This is a genomic window from Mesorhizobium bavaricum, from assembly GCF_056781655.1.
The window spans coordinates 1,646,745-1,664,492 of sequence record NZ_CM165566.1; the positions used below are offsets into that span (position 1 = coordinate 1,646,745).

Genomic DNA, 17,748 nt, shown 5'->3' on the forward strand with positions numbered 1-17,748 from the left:
TCTCAGCATGCCCCGGCGGGAGATCGGGCCATCAAATGCCTTCGCCGGCAAGCTCTTCCGAAATCGTGGCGACCTGGTCCTGGGCGCTGCGCATCATCGGATAGATGGCCAGCACCTTCTGCCAGGCCTCGAGCGCCGATTGCTTGTGGCCGGTCAGGGCCATGATCTGCGCCAGGCCGGACAGCGCACCGAAATGGCGCGGCTCGAGCTGCAGTGTGTGGTCGATGTCGGACATCGACTTGCCGAAGTTCTTCATCATGAAATGCACGGTGGCGCGCCGGTTCCAGCCTTCGGCATAGGTCGGCTGCAAGGTCACCACCTGGTCAAGGAAATCGAGCGCGACGTCGAACTTCTGGCCCTCGATGGCCTTTTGCGACCATTGCATCATCAGGTCGATCGAGGCGCTGCCGGATTGGGACCACTCGTTCCAGATGTTGCCGGCAATGCGCTCGGCGGCCTTTTCGTTGCGCTCGCGCTTCAGGTCACTGAACAGCTGGTCGAGGCGGGCCTGCTTCGTCGTTGCCACCGGCGGCGCGTCAGGAGCGGCCGGTGGCGCGACTGCGTCATCCGCCCGCGCCGGCAAGGACATGGCGCCGGAAAGAAGCAGGGCTGTTAAGAATGCAAAAAGAATCCGCATCGCCGGACTCTAGTCCCGGGCGGCGGAACGTCAAACTGAATTTGGCGTGAAAGGCTGTCAGGGCCAGCAACAAGCATCAACTGGGCGGAGGCAACACGCCTCCGGCCGCAAACTCAGCCCTGGCGTGCCTTGTAGCGCGGGGCGGTCTTGTTGATGATGTAGACGCGGCCCTTGCGGCGAACCAGCTGGTTGTCGCGGTGACGCGCCTTCAGCGCCTTGAGCGAATTCTTGATCTTCATGGTCTTGCCTGTCGGTGTGGACCCATCCGGGTCGAAATTTTAAGGCGCGCCAGAAGACGCGCCTTTGAACTGTGGGTGGCTCATAAACGAGGAGCCTTGTCCGTGTCAACCGCAAGCATGCCTCGCCTCCCCATATCATCAAATATCCGCCATGTCGGCCTTGCGGCATTGCGCGGCCTCAAGTCGGCGGGGATGATGCGGCCGCCGTGAAGTGATTTGGGGATGACCATGCGCCTGATGTTGCTGTCCGCCTGCCTTGTCTTGCTGGCGGGGGCTTCGGTCGCCCACGCGCAGGAATGCGAACGCGGCGACGACAGCCAGCAGATGATGAACATCTGCGCCGGCGAGGATTACCAGGCGGCCGACGCCAGGCTGAACAAGGCCTACCAGGATCTCATCAGCTCGGATGACGCCGACGGCAAGAGACTACTGCAGGCGGCGCAACGGGCGTGGATCACCTTTCGCGACGCCGAATGCGCTCATTCCACCGCAGCCAGCGTGGGCGGCTCGATCCATTCGATGGAAGTTTCACAGTGCCTGACCAGGCTGACCAATGACCGTATCAAGCAGCTCGCTGCCGCGGCCAATTGCGAAGAAGGCGACGCGAGTTGCGCCACTCCCGACGAGGACGAGGGCGTCGACGTGCAATAGAGCGTTTCTCAGGTCAGGCGCGAAGGCTGATCCGGGTGAAATGGCCCATCTTGCGGCCGGGGCGCGCATCGGACTTGCCGTAGAGATGCAGCAACAGATCGGGCTCGGCGAGAAGCTTCGGGACACGCAGCACATCGTCGCCGATCAGATTTTCCATCACGCAGTCGGAATGGCGGTCCGGGCTTCCAAGCGGCAGACCGGCGACGGCGCGGATGTGCTGCTCGAACTGCGAAACGATGCAGGCGGCTTCCGTCCAATGGCCGGAATTGTGGACGCGGGGCGCGATCTCGTTGGCCAGCAGCGACCCGTCAGCCAGCACGAAGAACTCGACGCCGATGACGCCGACATAGTTGAGCGCCGACAATATCTTCGATGCCGCTGCTCGTGCCGCTTCCGCCGTTTCGGGCTTTATGGCAGCGGGCAAGGTCGATGTATGGAGAATGCCGTTGCGGTGGACATTCTCGGCCGGATCGTAGGCGGCGACCGCGCCGTCCAGCCCACGCGCGGCGATCACCGAAATCTCGCGCTCGAACGGCACGAAGCTTTCGAGGATCAGCGGCACATTGCCCATCGCCTCGCAGGTGCCGGCAAAGCCGCCCGCTTCCATGTTGCGGAAGACACGTTGGCCCTTGCCGTCATAGCCCATGCGCCGGGTCTTCAAGATGCCGCTGCCGCCGAAGGCCTTCAGCGCCGCCGTCAGCTCGTCGTCATTGCCGACCGGACGGAAATCCGTCGTGACAATGCCGATGCCATTGAGGAATGTCTTCTCGCTTACCCGGTCCTGCGCCACATCAAGCGCGCGCGCCGGCGGATAGACCGGAACCTTGGCGGCAAGTGCGCTGGCGGCCGCAACCGGAACGTTCTCGAACTCGTAGGTGATGACGGAACTTGCCTCCGCCAGCTCGGCAAGAGCGGCCGCGTCGTCATAGGCGGCTGTTATCTGTCGGTTGGCGACCTGTGCTGCCGGGCAATCCGGCTGCGGCTCCAGCACCACCGAGCGGTAGCCGAGCCGGGCGGCGGCCATCGCCAGCATGCGGCCGAGCTGACCGCCGCCAATGATGCCGATGGTCGATCCGGCGGGCAGGCTCATGGCGTTTCCGTCGGTTCGGTTGCAACCTTGGCGGTCTGCGCGGCGCGCCAGGCATCCAGCCGCGTGGCAAGCTTGTTGTCGTAGAGTGCCAGCACGGCGGCAGCCAGCAGCGCTGCGTTGGTGGCGCCAGCCTTGCCGATGGCCAGCGTACCCACGGGAATGCCGGCCGGCATCTGGACGATTGAGAGCAGCGAATCCTGCCCGGAGAGCGCCTTCGATTCCACCGGCACGCCGAACACCGGCAGCGGTGTCATCGCCGCCGTCATGCCGGGCAGGTGCGCCGCACCGCCGGCGCCAGCAATGATCACCTTGTAACCGGCCGCCTTGGCGCCCTTGGCGAAATCATAGAGCCGGTCTGGTGTGCGATGCGCGGAGACGATCAGCCGCTTGTGCGGGATGCCCAGTGCCTCCAGCGTTTCGGCGGCGTGGCGCATGGTCGCCCAGTCGGACTGGCTGCCCATGATGATGGCGACGTCGGCGCGTTGATCGTCCAAGTCCTTGCTCCCCGGCGACAAACGCGCGCCTTAGCGGAATTCGGGCGGTGCCGCAAGGATACGTGGCCGTCGCTGTCGTTCGGCAAGGCGAAAAGTGCTCCCCGGGAGCCGAGATATCAGACGCCGGCGCGCTCGGCTTCGGGTGTGGAGACCAGCAAGGCCGAAGCGGCGTTGGCGGCGGTGACCGCCGCCCGCATGACCTCGCCACGGGCAAGCGCCGCGGCCAGCGCGCCGACGAATTCGTCGCCCGCACCATGGGTGCTGACGACCTTGACCGGGATGGCCGGCAACGCGAAGGCCCCACCGCTTCGGTCGCAGCAGGCGACGCCCTCGCCGCCCGCCGTAACGATTGCTGTCGGGCAGAGATCGACCAGACGCCGCGCCGCCTGTGAAGCGCCTTCCAGTGTTTCGACCACCGCCAGGCCAGCCAGGAATTCCGCCTCGATGGCGTTGACCACCAGGATGTCGACGAGCGCGATCAACTCGCCGGAGAGTTTGCGCGCGGGGGCGGCGTTGAGCAGAATGCGGCCACCCTGTGCCTTTACCGCGCGAGCAGCGGCAATGTTGGCGGCTTCCGGTACCTCGTTCTGCAAAAGCAGCACGGAAGTTTGTGTTACCGCATCGGAGGCAGCCGCGATGTCCTTGTCATCCAGCGTCAAATTGCTGCCTGAGACGATCACTGCGCCATAGTCGCCGCCTTCGTCGAAGATCGCCACGCTCATGCCGGAGCCGGCGCCCGGCGCCACCCGAACGAAGCGGCGGTCGACGCCGGCACGATCGAGATTGGTCAGCAGCGCCGTGCCGAAATCATCGTCGCCAACGGCGCCGATCATCGCCGCGCGCATACCGGCCCTCGCCACAGAGACCGCTTGGTTGCCGCCCTTGCCGCCGCATTTCGGGTGCCAGGCATGGCCGGTCACGGTCTCGCCCTTGCGTGGGCGGTCGGGGGCGTCGACCATGATATCGTAGTGCAGGCTGCCGAACACGGTGACCAGCGGCGTTGTCCTCATGAGCCCCGGTCTTTTCGTTTCGATGCCACCGCCGACATGGTGCGACCGAGATTGCGCTCCGCCGCCTGATAGTCGCGCTGGGCCACTGCCACGAACAATGCGTCGAGGATGTTAAGCTGGGCGATGCGCGCCGCCGCGTTCTCCCCCATCAGCGGCGAGCCCTGTGCGGTCGAGCACAGCACGATGTCGGCGACCGCGGCCAGCGGCGAGTTATCGTAATTGGTGATGGCCAGTGTCCGGGCGCCGTTCTTGCGGGCCAGCTGAATGGCGTCGATGACGGCTGACGTGTTGCCTGAATGCGAGAAGCCGACAGCGATGTCGTCCGCGCCGAGCAGCGAGGCCGACATCAGCATCATGTGCGAATCGTCGTAGACCGATGCGCGGATGCCGATGCGCAGGAATTTGTGCGAGACGTCGCGCGCGATCTGTGCCGAACCGCCGACGCCGTAGAAGTCGCGATTCGCTGCGCGGTAGAGCAGATCGGCGGCACGGTCGAAATCCTCGATGTCGAGGATGGCCAGCGTCTCCTCCAGCGCCTGGATGGAGGTGCGGAACACCTTCTGCACGATCTCGGCCGAACTGTCGTCGGACGACAGTTCCTGGTGCATTTCGGCGGTCGGCAGGCGGCTGTATTCATAGACGGCGGTGCGGAAGTCGCGATAGCCGGAGAAGCCGAGCTTCTTCGCGATCTTGACGACCATCGCTTCCGACACGCCGGATTCCTCGGCGATCCGCTTCAGCGGAATGCTCTCGTCAAAGCCGCGCCGGCCAAAGACGGTTTCCACCACCTTTGCCTCCAGCGGGGTGAGATGCGGCATCATCATGCGGATGCGCGGTCCTACCGCTTTCAGGTCCAGCCCGCTCAAGGTCATCCACGCCCCCTCGTCACACGATCGATAAGCATCGCGGCGAGGATTATAAGACCAGTTGCCAGAAGCTGATAGAAGGACTGCACGTTCATCAGCGTCAAACCGTTGCGCATGGCGCCGAGGATGACGGCGCCCAGAATGGTGCCGACGACGCTGCCCTTGCCGCCCATCAGCGAGGCGCCGCCGATGGCTGCGGCAGCGATGGCGTCCAGCTCCCAGAGATTGCCGAGGATGGGTTCGGCGGCACCCAGCCGGCCAATCAGGATCTGCGCGGCAAGGGCCGCCAGCAGCCCGGAGATCATGTAGGCGGCGATCTTGGTGCGGGCGATCGGAACGCCGGCAATATAGGCGGCCTCCTCATTGCCACCGACGGCAAGCAGATATTCGCCGAAGGGCGTCTTCTTCAAAACGACCCAGGCGACGACAGCGACGCCGGCAACGATGATGACCGCCAGCGGCAACCCGAACAGCGAGCCGTTGAAGATGGCGCGGAAGCCTGGCGGAAGGCCGAGCACCGGATTGCCGCCGGTGTAGATCAGCGCCAGCGCCCGGTAGGTGCTGAGCGTTCCCAATGTGACGATGAAGGGCTGCAGCCCGACATAGGCGACGAGCACGCCGTTGACGAGACCGCAGGCGAGGCCAATGGCAAAGCCGGCGGTGATGGCGAGCGGAAACGGCACCCCGGCAACCAGCATCGAGGCCGAGATGACGGCCGAGAGTGCCGCCGTCGGCCCAACCGACAGGTCGATGCCGCCGGAGATGATGACCAGCGTCATGCCTAGCGCCAGGCAGGCATTGATGCTTGACTGCTGCAGGATGTTGATCAGGTTGCGTTCGGCGAAGAAGCCGGGCACCAGCGCGCCAAAGACGGCCAGGATCACGACAAGGCCGATCAGCGTGCCGGCGTCGCGCATGGAAAACGCGCGCAGGAATTCGGCCCGTGGCTGGACAAGAGTGGTATCCGACATATCCGTCACCTACTGCCTTGCCGGCCCTGCGGCCGGCGTTTGCGTTTGCGGGATGGCGTGCGCCGCGATCGCCTGTTCGCTGATGTCGGTTCTGTCGAGTTCGGCGGCGATCGTGCCGTCGCGCATGACCAGCACGCGGTCGGCAAGCCGGATCACCTCGGGAAGCTCGGAGGAGACGACGATCACAGAATGACCTTCGGCGGCGAGTTCCTCGATCAGGTGATAGATCTCCGCCTTGGCGCCGACATCGATGCCGCGCGTCGGCTCGTCGAACAAGAGGATGCGCGTGCCCGCCGCCAGCCAGCGGCCGATGATCGCCTTCTGCTGATTGCCGCCGCTGAACAGCCGGATCGGCCGGTCGAGCAGGAACGGCCGCAGATTGACGCGGCTCATCTTCTCGGCAGCAACCTGTTTCAGCCTGATGTGATCGATGACGCCGCGCGGCGCGAACACACCCATCGACGCCAGCGCCATGTTGCTGGTGATCGACCGCAGCGGCACGATGCCCTCGCGCTTGCGCTCTTCCGGCACCAGGCCGATGCCTGCGGCAATCGCGTCGCGTGGGCTGGAAAATCGCGTCGCTCTGCCGTCGATTGCAATCGTACCGGCGGATGCGCGGTCGACGCCGGCCAGAAGGCGCAGCAGTTCGGTGCGCCCTGAGCCGACGAGACCGGCAATGCCGAGCACCTCGCCACGGTGCAGGTCGAACGAAACGTCGCGGACTTTCGTGGCCGAGGCCAGGCCGCGCACGCTCAGCGTGATCTCGCGGGAGGCATGGGAGCTATGGTGCTCCTGTGCCAGCTCGCGGCCGACCATCATCGCCACGACCGCTTTCTCCGACAGGCTTGCCAGATCGACGGAATCGACAACGACACCGTCGCGCATGATGGTGGCGCGCCCGCAGATGCCGAACACCTCGTCCAGCTTGTGCGAGACATAGACAACCGCCACGCCGTCACGCGCGAGCCCTGTGATGACTTCGGCGAGGCGCTCGAACTCGCTCGGCGTCAGGCTCGATGTCGGCTCGTCCATGGCGACGATGCGGGCGCGGTCGAGCAGCGCGCGGGCGATCTCGACGATCTGCCGCTGTGCCACCTTCAGAGTGCCTAGGGGTGCAGCCGGATCGATGGAAGGATCTATTGCAGCAAGAGCGTCGGCGGCGCGGCGCTCCTGCTCTCGTCGGGCGACGAAGATGCCGCCGCGGGTCAGCGGATGGCCGAGAAACATGTTCTGGGCGACGCTGAGGCGCGGCACCTGCTGCAGTTCCTGATGGATCATCGCGACGCCCGCCGCGCGCGCCGCCACCGGATTGGCGAGCGTGACCGGCTTGCCGTCGATAAGGACGCTTCCTGCCGTCGGCCTGTAGACGCCCGACAGAATGCGCAGCAGCGTCGACTTGCCGGCGCCGTTCTCGCCGAGCAGCCCGTGGATTTCACCGGCTCCGACCGAGAAGGACACGTCGTTGAGCGCACGCACGGCCGGAAACAGCTTGGAAATGCCTGCGAATTGCAGTCGGGGTGACATGAGGTTCTATTCTCCGGGGAAGGATGCCAGCCGCGAGCGAAGTGCTCTGGCCGGCACCCGCCGCCCGGCCCTATCCTTTTGTCCTACTGGCCCGCCGCGGCGTCCTCGAGCAGTGCCTTGCGCACGGCGTCGCCCGCGCCGGAATAGCGGTCGGCATTGTCCTTGGTGATCAGCGCCTGCGGCGTGGCCACGACACGGGGCAGCTTCTGCCCGGCGACCAGCCTCAGCGCCGTTTCCAGCGCCACCTCGCCGGTCAGCACCGGGAAACTGTCGACAGTGCCGGTCAGTTCGCCAGCGCGGATCGAGGCATAGGCGTCGGAGATGCCGTCTGTGCCGAACACTGCAACCTTGTCCTGCAGGCCGGCGGCTTTGACCGCTTCGACGATGCCCAGCGCCATGCCGTCATTGTTGGCATAGAAGCCGATCAGGTCGGGGTGCTGCTGCAGGATGTTGGTGGCCGCGTCATAGGAGGTCTGGCGGTCCCAGTTGCCGGGAACACTGGCGACGACCTCGAACTTGCCGGACTCGCTAATGGTGGTCTTGAAGCCGTCGGTGCGCTGTACCGCGGCGTAGACGCCGGCCTGGCCTTCAACGATGGCGACCTTGCCGCCATTCGGACGGTTCTTGATGAACCATTTGGCGACGCGCACGCCATTGTCGCGCTGGACATTGCCGACATAGTGTTCGGCTTGCGGGATGACTGCGTCGTTGACATTGACAACCGGCACATTGGCGGCTTTGGCCTGTTCCATGATCGGCTGCAGATTGGCGTCCGTCTGCGGCGAGACGAGCAGCACGTTGTAGCCTTGCGTCACCAAGCCCTCGGCGATGGTGAGCTGGCCGAGCTGATCGCCTTCGCTCTGCGCCGCCTGATAGACGACGGGCACGCCGACCTTGTCGCCGAATGCCTTGTAGCCCTCACCGAGCGAGCGCCAGTATTCATTGGTCAGCGTCTTGGAGACGGCGCCGGCCTTGGTGCCGTCGGGCAGCTTGGGCAATGCACCGAACTTGGTCTCGACCTGCGACCAGTCGATGCGGTCCTTCTCGGTATCGGAATTGAGCGGTGCAAGCTCGGCTGAAAAGGCCGAGCCGATCGACAGCGCCATCAAGGCAGCGGCGGTGGTGGCTAACAGAAATTTCATTGCATTCCTCCCTTGTTGAAAAACGGTGGCCTTGTTGAAAACGGTGGCGGCTCTCGACGCCTCAGTTTTCCTGGACGCCTCAGCCCTCCGGACCGAGCATGATTTCCTGAATGATGGCCTGTGACGTCACCGCGTCCTGGCGGTCGACAGCGGCGGACAGGCGATTGTCCTGGTCGATCCGGTCGACGACGCGCAGCATGCGCTTGACGGTGGCAATGTTGACTTCGCACTCTTGCACCGGATCGAGCCCGGTCATGTCGGGGAAGGTGTCGAAATAAATGGCGCCGGCGTAGCCGTCCTTGCGGATCTGGCGGAGCAGTTCGATCGTCTGCAGCGTATGCACGGCGCCGACCATCAGGCCGTCGTCGCGCTTGGCGTAGCCGTCATTGAGATGCACGCCGAGCAACTTGCTGTGCCGCGTCACCAGGGCAGCGGCGAAGGCCGGCTGCTCGTCGGCATAGAGCACATGGGCGAAGTCGAGCGTGACGCCGAGATTGGGCAGGTCGACCTCGCGGATCGCCAGCAAGGTCGTCGCTGCATCCGGCATCAGGCTGTAGGAGCGCGGCTCGTTGGGTTTGTACTCCAGGCTGATCTGGCAATCGGGGTCATGCGCAGCAACTTCACGAATTCCGTCGATTTCGTGTTGCCATAGTGTCGCATAGTCGGCCTGGAAGGCGTAATCGAAGCCATCCTGTCCGAGCCACAGCGTCATCAGGTTGGCGCCGGCCGCGCGCACTGCGTCGATGCCGGCCTTGGTCAAGTCGATCGCTTCACGGCGCACCGCCGGGTCGGGATTGGTGAAGGCTCCGAGCTTGAAGGCCGGGTTGGAGTAGTAGCGCATGGCAAAGCCATTGATCGAGAGGCCAAGATCACCAAGGTTCCGCGCGATTTCGGCGGGCTTTTCGCCGACATGATCGGGGAAATTCAGATCAAGGTCGGTCAACCCGGCAACCTTGGCGGCGCGTGCCGCCATCTGCATCAGTGACGGCTTGCCGGTGAGATCGGGCCACTCGGCCTGTGGCCGCGAGGCAAAGGAATTCAGGCGCGTGGCGAAGCGATTGGCTGTCATGATCGACCCTTCAATTCTCATAACTTCACACAAACATGAATATTTGTAAAGTTATTGTTTTGAAGGTCTGCGAGCGGTGACCCGGCAACAATCCGGCCGGACCGCGCCGCGCAAATGCTCGCCATGAGCAGGCGATTTCTCAGCTGGCGCCGTACACGGGAGGAGGACCTGTCAGGGCGGTGGGATCAGCAAAGGGGCATGATCGTCCTCACTTCGCCGCTTTGCGGAAGCGGGCGACGAAATCGTCGAGTTCGGGCCGTTCCATGTCCGAGATCGCCCAGTAGGAGAAGGCGCCGTCGCTCCAGTGCACCAGAGAGAAGCCGCCCGACGAGAGGTCGTCCGGCGCGGTGGTGCCGCCGCCCTGCTGCGGTTCGGCGACCAGTGTGATCAGGTGCTCGCGGTGACGGTAAACCAGTGCCGGCACCGGCCGGTCGGCGATTACCTCGACCCGGCCGCCGATCAGTGCATAGCCATCCTGGGCAAGGTCCGGCGCCGGCGGCGACACGCCCACTCGGGCGTCGAGCCACGGCTTCACCGTGTGGCGGTCGGACGAGACGACGTCGATCGGGCTGGCCGCAAGCAGGCTGCGGCGATGACCGCTGGCGACCCCTGCTGCGAAATTGTCGGACGCGGTGTTGACCATCACCCATTGCGTCGCCCCGCTGGCCAACACCGCGCTGACCACGATCGAAGCTGCCAGCGCGCGCCAGTCAAACGAGCCGAAACGGCGCGCCCCTGGCAGGGTCTGCTGGGGCGAACGTGTCTCGGCGTTTCGTCTCTGGCCTCCCCCGATCTGGGCAATCAACCCCGGTTGAGCCGACGGCGTGCCCTGCTGCGGCTCCGCCGGCTCGTCTTGCGCATGTTGAGCTGTGACTGCCATGCCGATCGCCGCGATGCGGGCCTGAAAGGCGTCGCTGACGTCGGGGCGCGGCAAGCGGCTGACTGCCGCCTGCAAGGCGACGATGCGGGCATGCTCGGCGGCAAGCTGCGGGTCGGCGGCGATACGCCGCTCCACCGCCATCACTGCGGCCGCGTCGAGTTCGCCATCAACCAGGGCATGGATCATCAGCCTGATGCCCTCGGGATCGTTGGGCAGTCCGTCGTCATGGTTGGTCATGGCGCTCTCCCCAGTTCAGACACAAGCAGGCCGCGGGCGCGGGCCAGCCGCGACATCACCGTGCCCATCGGCACGCTGAGCAGGGCCGCTATCTCGCGGTAGCTGAGGCCGTTGATATCGCGCAGCACCAGGGTCTCGCGAAACGGCTGCGGCAGTGCCGCAATGGCTGCCTCCAGTGCTGCCGTATCGGCCCTGGCGATCAGGCCTGCCTCCGGGCCGTCTGCGTCCGGCAGGCTGGTGCCGTGCGCCGCCGCCATCTCGTCGAGATCACCGAGATCGCCGACGGCCAGCACGCCGCGCGGCCGGTTGCGCGACATCCAGGTGTAGGCGGTGTTGCGCACGATGGTCAGCAGCCAGGCGCGGGCGTTGCCGCCGGCATAGCCGGCGATGCCGGCATGTGCCTTCACGCAGGCCTCCTGCACCACGTCCTCGGCATCGACGGCGTTGCCGGTCAGCCAGCGGGCGAGCGCAAGCGCATCGCCGAGATGGGGCAGCACCACCTCGCCAAAGCGCTCGGCCAAGGCCTTCTCGCTCAACACAGCAGCATGATCCGGCACTCCGGGCAGGTTCTGCCATGCGCCCTCAGGGCGCGACGGTGATCTTGCCCTGCATGTGCGGGTGAAGCCCGCAGAAATAGGCAAAGTCGCCTGCTTTGGTGAAGGTGAATTCATATGTGTCACCGGTGTCAAGCGCCTTGGATCGGAAGGAGGAATCGCTGGCGACGACCAGATGCGGAATGTCGTCGTCGTTTCTGAAGGTCACGGTGGTGCCGGGCTTGATCGTCAACTCCCGTGGCGTGAAGGCGAAATTTTCGATCTTGACCATCGGCGCATCGGCCGCGCGCAGCGGCTGACAGGTCGCCGTGGTCAAGGTGAAAGCCGTGAGGATCGCGGCCATGTGCCGGGCCGGAAGGCGTATGCAGATCATGGTGATTTCCCTTCAGGCTCAAGCCAGCGTCGAGTCGATGATGGCGAGGTCCTGCCCGCCTTGCTTCACGGAGACGGTGCTGGTGCCGAGCAGGCCGCGCAGCTGGCCAGCCGGCACGGTCATCGGTCCGGGCGAGGCGGCGGTGCCCGGCGCCGGCTGCGGGAAGGCGGTCGAGCGCGCGGTGTGGAAGGTGACGTTGCCCTCCACCTTCTGCATGATCTGGTGGATGTGGCCGTTGAGCACGGTGACCGAGCCGAACCGCTTGAGCAGGCCGAGCGCCTGTGCCGCATCGTCGGTGCCCCAGCCCCATTCGGGATAGACCGCCCACAGCGGGATATGGGCGAAGACGACGATCGGTGTCGAGGCGCTGACCGCCTTCAGGTCGTCGGCCAGCCACGCCAGCTGCTCGGCGCCGAGATTGCCGAGTCCGCCTGCCTTGAGGTTGACGACATTGACCAGGGCCACGAAATGCACGCCGTTCTCGTCGAACGAATACCAGCCGGCGCCCTTGGTGCCCTTGCCGTAACGGTCGAGATAGGCCTTGCCGTTGCCGTCGTCGATCAGATCGTGCTCGCCCGGCACGTAGTGCACGTCGAAGCCGGCGCCGCCGATGATCTCAGCCGCGTTGTCGAACTGTGCCGGCTTGGAAAGATGGGTGATGTCGCCGGTGTGGATCATGAAGGCGGGCTTTTGCGGCAGCGCCTGGATCTTGCCCATTGCCTCCTTAAGCGTGTCGATTGCATGCGGGTTGGCCGCCTTGTCGAAGCCGATATGGCTGTCGGAGATCTGCAGGAAGGTGAAGCCGCTGGCCATGGTCTCGGCGGCCTGTGCGGCGCCAAGCAGGTTGAGCGACACCGGCACGCCGCCTGAAATCGTCCACAGCACGCCGGTGCCGGCCCAGATCATGCATTCCAGCGCGTGGCGGCGGCTGAAGCCGTCGCATCCGCTCTCGTCATCGTGGTGATGGGTCATGTCGGTCTCCTCAACGCCAGGAGTGGCGTATGCTGAGGAGACCCGGGGTCGCGGTGGTTTATTCCCGGCTGCGACAGGTCCGGCCGTTCACGGGTTCGTGATGGCGCGCGTTGATGACGCCAGCCTGCAAGCGTCTAGTCCGGCCAGCGCAAGGCGCCGGACGAATCCTTGCGGACAGGCTTCATGGCGTCGATGGGCCGGTCGCCGGCGGTCAATATGGTTCGCAGCCGTTCGGCGACGATCTCCGCTTCGCCGGGATGCAGATTGCACGGGTCGAGGAAGAAATGGCCGCGTTCCACCTCATGATTGCGCACGATGATAGGCGGCGAGCCCGCGGCCAGGGCCGAGGCGAGGCCGGCGGCGGTGAACCGGCTCTCGGGCGACACGAAGATCTGCAGCCGGTCGAGCGGATTGGCGGTCGGGTCGGGAATGATCCTGGCAACGATGCCCGGCAGTCCCTGCAGCGTGTCCTTCCACAGGTTGAGCGCTGCCTCTTCGCGCCGGCGGATGCCGTCATGGTCACGCCTTTCCCAGGCTTCCAGTGCGGCCATTGTGCCGGCGATGCTCTCCTTGCCGACCTTCATGGCGCGTGCGACGCCGCGGTTCTGCAGATAGGCGGCGCGCACCAGATCCTTGCGACCGGTGACGATGCCGCTGGTCGGTCCACTGAGGAATTTGTGTCCGCTGTAGATGACAATGTCGGCGCCGCGCGCCAGGAAGCCGCGCAGATCATATTCGGAAGCCGCGTCGACAATCACCGGGACTCCCCTGGCGTGGCAGATCTCGCAGAATTCCTCCAGCGACAGCATGCCGTACTGCACGGTGTGGTGCGCGACGACATAGAGGCCCGCCGCCGTGCGGTCGCGGATCGCGTCGCGCACATGGTAGTCCTGGGTCACGCTGACCGTGCCGGCGGGAATGGTCTTTGCTCCGGCCAGCCGGATCGACTGGTCGATCGGCGCGCCGTAATTGACGATGTGGCCGAGCTGGACGATGACTTCCGACTTGAGGCCTTCGGTGTCGTCCGGCAGGCGCTCGATGGCGAGCAGATTGGTTCCCGTCATCGCGCCGGCGATCGCCATGGTGATGCCGCTGGCGCAGCAGGCGGTGATGAAGCCTGCCTCGCCGCCGGTGAGGCGTGCAACGACTGTGCTCGCGGCACGTTGCAGATCATCCATCTCCACCCATTGCGAGGCCATTTCAGACATGGCGGCGATCGCTTCCGGGACGATGATCGATGCGCCAAGCGCAGTCATCGTGCCGGAGACATTGATGATCGGGCGAAGGCCGAGCCGTTCGCGGATGGTGGTGTTGGAGCCGTCGGCGGAATAGGTTTTCATCTCTCGGATTCCATTTCTAAAAGTCAGGCGGCGATCTCGACGACCGCCTCGATTTCGACGGTGATGTTTCCGGGCAAGGAGCCGACGCCGATTGCCGAGCGAGCATGGCCGCCGATATTGTCGAAGACATCGGCGAAAAGGTCGGAACAGCCGTTGACCACTTTCGGGTGGTCGCTGAAGGTCGGTATCGCATTGACGAAGCCGAGCAGCTTGACGACGCGCACGATACGGCCGAGATCGCCGGCGGCGGCATGCATGACGGCGAGCAGATTGAGGCCGGTTAGGCGGGCATGCTGATAGGCCTGCTCAACCGTCACGTCCTCTCCTACCTTGCCAGTGCAAAGCGTGCCGTCGGCCCGCAGCGGCCCCTGGCCGGAAAGGAAGATCAGCCGGCCGCTTTCGGCATGGGTGACGAAGTTGGCGATCGGGGTCGGCGGCTCGGGCAGCGTCAAGCCGAGTTCGGCGAGCCGGATATAAGGCGTCATCAAATGCTCCTTGCGACAGCTTTCGCTGTCCGGTGTCAGAAATGCGAGGCGCGGAAGCGCGCCAGGAAGGTGCGCAGGCGTTCGTTGGTGGTCTCCGCCGCGAGAATCTCCTTCGGTGGGCCGAGGGCGCTGACGCCGCCATCGGCCATGAAGACGATACGGCTCGAGGCGTCGCGCGCGAAGGCCATTTCGTGCGTCACCATCAGCATCGTCATGCCGTCCTCGGCGAGGCTGCGCACGACGGCCAGCACCTCGCCGACGAGTTCGGGGTCGAGCGCCGAGGTGATTTCGTCGAGCAGCAGGATCTTCGGCTCCATCGCCACGGCGCGCGCGATGCCGACGCGCTGCTGCTGGCCGCCGGACAGTTCGGCCGGCAGGCTGTCTGCCTTGTGGGCAAGGCCGACCCGGCCGAGCCAATGCTCGGCGATCGAGCGCGCCTCAGCTTCGCTTTTTCCCCGCACCTTGCGCAGCCCGAGCATGATGTTGCCGGCCGCCGTCAGGTGCGGAAAGAGGTTGAAGCTCTGGAACACCATCCCGGTTTCGGCGCGCATCGCGGCGAGATCGCGTTCGCTGCGGCGCTGACGGGTTCCCGGGTCGCGGAAGCCGACCTCCTTGCCGTCGATGCGGATCGAACCGCTGTCGTAGCTTTCCAGGAAGTTGACGCAACGCAGCAGCGTGGTCTTGCCGCTGCCCGAGGGGCCGATGACCGTCACCACCTCGCCGCGCGCCACAAGCAGGCTGACCGAACGCAAGACCTGGACGGCGCCAAAGGATTTGGAAACGTCGCGGACGTCGAGAAGGGCCGGGGTGTCGTTCGAACTTGTGGACATTGCTATTCCCGGATGAAGGAGAAACGCCGCTCGAGCCGCCGGCTGGCGAGCGAGAGGGCATAGTTGACCGCGAAGTAGATGAGCGCACCGAGGATGTAGAGCGGCATGGCCTCATAGGTGCGGCCGATGACCTGGTTGATGGCCTGCATCAGGTCGGTGATGCCGAGCAGCGACACCAGAGCGCTGCCCTTGACCGCATCGGTGACGCCGTTGATCCAGGGTGGCAGGAAGCGCCTGAATGCCTGCGGGAAAATGACGTAGGTCAGCCGTTGGCGAAAGGTCAGCCCGATCGCCATCGCCGCTTCCGACTGCCCTTTCGGGATGGAGCCGACCGCGCCCCTGAGGTACTCGATGACCTGCGCCGTCTTGAACAGAGTGAGCGCAAGCACGGCGGCCCAGAACGACGGCAGATGAAGCCCGATCGCTGGCAGGCCGTAATAGACGAAGAACATCAGCACCAGGATCGGAATACCGCGGATCGTGTCGCTGAAGATGCGCACTGCCCAGCGCAGCGGCGCCGGACCATAGACCAGGCCGACGCCCAGCAGGACGCCGGCGATGAGCGACAGGACCACGACCAGCAGTGACACCCACAGGGTCAAGGCAAAGCCTTGGGCGAGGAACGGCAAGGCATAGGCGATCTGGGTCAGCATGTCAGCGCGCCGCCCTGAATCGGCGCTCGACGAGCCGTAGCGCGAAGAGCAGCGCATAGCCCGTCAAGAGGTACATCGCCGTTGTGACCAGGTAGACCTCGACGATGCGGAAGGTGTTGAAGTTGATCCACTGGGCGCCGTAGGTGAGCTCGGGTACCGAAATGACCGACGCGATAGAAGTGTCCTTGAACAGCGAGATGAAGGTGTTGGACAGCGCCGGCAAGGTGATGCGCAGCATGGTCGGCAGGCGCACGTGGAGCAGTCGCTGCCATGGCGTCAGGCCAATTGCCTTGCCGGCGTCGAGCTGGCCACGCGGAACCGCTTCGAGACCCGAGCGAAACACTTCGACCAGGTAGGCTCCGCTATAGACCGCCAGCGTCAGGATGAACGAGGTCTGGGCGCTGTAGGCGAGGTCGACCACGGTCGGCAAGCCATAGAAGACGAGGTAGACGAGCAGGATCAGCGGCACGTTGCGGATGAATTCGACATAGGCGGCGATGGCCGATCTCACCACGCGCCCTGCCGAGACATACCAGACCGCCAGAACCAGGCCGATGACGATGCCGATGGCGATCGAGATGACGGCCAGTTCGAGACTGAGCAGCAGCCCGCCCCACAGCTTGTCGAAATGTCGCCAGATCAAGTTGAAGTTGAGGGCATAGCCCATGCGTCCGCCTCAGTGCGAAGGGCCGTCGAGGAGAAGCTGGCGGAAGGGCGCCGAATGCTGCCCTTCCGCCAACTGGATCAGATGACCGGAAAACCAGGGTGGCGGGCCGGTGGCTCCTGTCCGAAGTAATCCTTGAACGCGGCGTCGTATAGCGCCGTTTCGTGACCGAACATGGCGATGGTGAAGGTCTGATTGACGAAGGTCAGCCAGTCGAGATCGCCTTGCCGGAGCGCCGCGCCATACAGCATCGAGAACCAGCTCTTGCCGGCATCGAAGTATTTGTCCGGATTGCGCGAGGCAAGCCAACGCACGGTCGAAAGATCAACCGCGGCAGCATCGACACGCTTGGCTTCCAGCGCCTGCAACACGTTGGCCTGGGTGTCGATCTGCATCACCTGCGACTGCGGCAGAGCTATGTGCACCGATGCTTCGGCATCGACGTTCTGCAGGATCGAGACGCGTGTCGCCGAACCAGCGGCAAGCAATTTATCGAACGTCTTGTTCTCGGCGGTCGGAAGGGTCAGCAAGGCAACACCCTCGACATAGTAGGGCCGGGAAAAATTGATCAACTGCGAGCGCTGGGCGCTCATGGTCATGAACTGGATGGTGATGTCGACCTTGTTGGTGGTCACGTTGGGAATGCGCTGCGCCGGGTCCTGCATGACGAATTCGACCTTGGTCGGATCGTCGAAAAGTCCCTTGGCAAGAATGCGCGCCATGGTGATGTCCATGCCGACCAGTTCGCCGGCATCGTTCTCGAAGTGCCAGGGCGCGTTGGTGCTGCCGGTGCCGACGATCAGCTTGCCGCGATCGAGTACAGTGCGCAGCAGACTGTCGGGTGCTGCTTGGGCAGCAGCCTTCTGGGCATCGACGGTTGCCAGCACGCCAGCCGTGGCCAGTCCTGCCATTCCCAATTTCAGAAAATCACGTCTTCCGGATGTGTCGTTCACGGCGACCTCCTTTCGTGTTGTGTTCCCCTATGCACAGGCAATACACGCATCGTTGATTTTCAGGGCGATTGTCTCTTACAAGAGACGTATGTATCCTGTACAAGACAGATACTA

General features: G+C 64.6%; 21 protein-coding genes. 1 reads left to right on the top strand and 20 read right to left on the bottom strand.

Going from position 1 to position 17,748, the window contains the following annotated elements; genetic code table 11:
- Positions 1–31: 31 nt before the first annotated feature.
- A complete protein-coding gene (locus AC1RZR_RS07995; protein WP_477269266.1) occupies positions 32–637 on the bottom strand; it encodes a tetratricopeptide repeat protein in 606 nt (201 codons plus the stop codon).
- 113 nt (positions 638–750) lie between these two features.
- Entirely contained in the window at positions 751–876 is a 126-nt protein-coding gene (gene ykgO / locus AC1RZR_RS08000; protein WP_006327841.1) for a type B 50S ribosomal protein L36, read from the bottom strand.
- A 228-nt stretch (positions 877–1,104) separates the two neighbouring features.
- On the opposite strand from ykgO, the gene AC1RZR_RS08005 reads away from it, so the two are divergent.
- Complete coding sequence (locus tag AC1RZR_RS08005; RefSeq protein ID WP_481828167.1) at positions 1,105–1,527, top strand: lysozyme inhibitor LprI family protein; 423 nt, start codon at positions 1,105–1,107, stop codon at positions 1,525–1,527.
- Between the two features lie 13 nt (positions 1,528–1,540).
- Here the strand turns inward: AC1RZR_RS08005 and AC1RZR_RS08010 are convergent, their stop codons facing one another.
- From AC1RZR_RS08010 to AC1RZR_RS08095, 18 genes are all read right to left on the bottom strand, one after another.
- Positions 1,541–2,617: a 5-(carboxyamino)imidazole ribonucleotide synthase gene (locus tag AC1RZR_RS08010; protein ID WP_481828168.1), complete on the bottom strand. Its 1,077-nt coding sequence runs from the start codon at positions 2,615–2,617 to the stop codon at positions 1,541–1,543.
- Positions 2,614–3,111 (bottom strand): 5-(carboxyamino)imidazole ribonucleotide mutase, encoded by a 498-nt coding sequence (gene purE, locus AC1RZR_RS08015; protein WP_481828169.1) that lies wholly within the window; start codon positions 3,109–3,111, stop codon positions 2,614–2,616. Before purE ends, AC1RZR_RS08010 begins: the two co-directional genes overlap by 4 nt.
- Positions 3,112–3,227: 116 nt before the next feature.
- Positions 3,228–4,121 carry a ribokinase gene (locus AC1RZR_RS08020; protein ID WP_481828170.1) on the bottom strand — a complete coding sequence of 298 codons (894 nt, stop codon included), beginning with the start codon at positions 4,119–4,121 and terminating at the stop codon, positions 3,228–3,230.
- Positions 4,118–4,993: a MurR/RpiR family transcriptional regulator gene (locus AC1RZR_RS08025; RefSeq protein ID WP_481828171.1), complete on the bottom strand. Its 876-nt coding sequence runs from the start codon at positions 4,991–4,993 to the stop codon at positions 4,118–4,120. Before AC1RZR_RS08025 ends, AC1RZR_RS08020 begins: the two co-directional genes overlap by 4 nt.
- Positions 4,990–5,958 carry an ABC transporter permease gene (locus AC1RZR_RS08030; protein WP_477269276.1) on the bottom strand — a complete coding sequence of 323 codons (969 nt, stop codon included), beginning with the start codon at positions 5,956–5,958 and terminating at the stop codon, positions 4,990–4,992. The genes AC1RZR_RS08025 and AC1RZR_RS08030 overlap by 4 nt, the downstream gene beginning before the upstream one ends.
- A 9-nt stretch (positions 5,959–5,967) precedes the next feature.
- On the bottom strand, positions 5,968–7,482 hold the full coding sequence (locus tag AC1RZR_RS08035; RefSeq protein WP_481828172.1) for a sugar ABC transporter ATP-binding protein: 1,515 nt from the start codon (positions 7,480–7,482) through the stop codon (positions 5,968–5,970).
- An 83-nt stretch (positions 7,483–7,565) separates the two neighbouring features.
- Positions 7,566–8,624 (bottom strand): sugar ABC transporter substrate-binding protein, encoded by a 1,059-nt coding sequence (locus AC1RZR_RS08040; RefSeq protein ID WP_477269280.1) that lies wholly within the window; start codon positions 8,622–8,624, stop codon positions 7,566–7,568.
- A gap of 79 nt (positions 8,625–8,703) precedes the next feature.
- Positions 8,704–9,693: a sugar phosphate isomerase/epimerase family protein gene (locus AC1RZR_RS08045; RefSeq protein WP_477269282.1), complete on the bottom strand. Its 990-nt coding sequence runs from the start codon at positions 9,691–9,693 to the stop codon at positions 8,704–8,706.
- A 208-nt stretch (positions 9,694–9,901) separates the two neighbouring features.
- On the bottom strand, positions 9,902–10,810 hold the full coding sequence (locus tag AC1RZR_RS08050; protein ID WP_481828173.1) for an anti-sigma factor family protein: 909 nt from the start codon (positions 10,808–10,810) through the stop codon (positions 9,902–9,904).
- Entirely contained in the window at positions 10,807–11,346 is a 540-nt protein-coding gene (locus AC1RZR_RS08055) for a sigma-70 family RNA polymerase sigma factor (protein WP_481828174.1), read from the bottom strand. Before AC1RZR_RS08055 ends, AC1RZR_RS08050 begins: the two co-directional genes overlap by 4 nt.
- A gap of 46 nt (positions 11,347–11,392) precedes the next feature.
- Positions 11,393–11,737 (bottom strand): cupredoxin domain-containing protein, encoded by a 345-nt coding sequence (locus AC1RZR_RS08060; RefSeq protein WP_481828175.1) that lies wholly within the window; start codon positions 11,735–11,737, stop codon positions 11,393–11,395.
- 18 nt (positions 11,738–11,755) lie between these two features.
- Positions 11,756–12,709, bottom strand: coding sequence for a metallophosphoesterase family protein (locus tag AC1RZR_RS08065; protein WP_481828176.1), 954 nt, complete (start codon positions 12,707–12,709; stop codon positions 11,756–11,758).
- A 134-nt stretch (positions 12,710–12,843) separates the two neighbouring features.
- A complete protein-coding gene (locus AC1RZR_RS08070; RefSeq protein WP_477269292.1) occupies positions 12,844–14,049 on the bottom strand; it encodes an aminotransferase class V-fold PLP-dependent enzyme in 1,206 nt (401 codons plus the stop codon).
- 23 nt (positions 14,050–14,072) lie between these two features.
- The gene (locus tag AC1RZR_RS08075) at positions 14,073–14,534 is read right to left on the bottom strand and encodes a RidA family protein (protein WP_477269294.1); all 462 of its coding nucleotides are present in this window, start codon (positions 14,532–14,534) and stop codon (positions 14,073–14,075) included.
- Positions 14,535–14,569: 35 nt separating this feature from the next.
- The gene (locus AC1RZR_RS08080) at positions 14,570–15,364 is read right to left on the bottom strand and encodes an amino acid ABC transporter ATP-binding protein (RefSeq protein ID WP_481828177.1); all 795 of its coding nucleotides are present in this window, start codon (positions 15,362–15,364) and stop codon (positions 14,570–14,572) included.
- A 2-nt stretch (positions 15,365–15,366) separates the two neighbouring features.
- Positions 15,367–16,017, bottom strand: coding sequence for an amino acid ABC transporter permease (locus AC1RZR_RS08085; protein ID WP_379095453.1), 651 nt, complete (start codon positions 16,015–16,017; stop codon positions 15,367–15,369).
- A gap of 1 nt (position 16,018) precedes the next feature.
- On the bottom strand, positions 16,019–16,684 hold the full coding sequence (locus AC1RZR_RS08090; protein WP_477269298.1) for an amino acid ABC transporter permease: 666 nt from the start codon (positions 16,682–16,684) through the stop codon (positions 16,019–16,021).
- A 77-nt stretch (positions 16,685–16,761) separates the two neighbouring features.
- Positions 16,762–17,634, bottom strand: coding sequence for a transporter substrate-binding protein (locus tag AC1RZR_RS08095; protein WP_477269300.1), 873 nt, complete (start codon positions 17,632–17,634; stop codon positions 16,762–16,764).
- Positions 17,635–17,748: the final 114 nt, after the last annotated feature.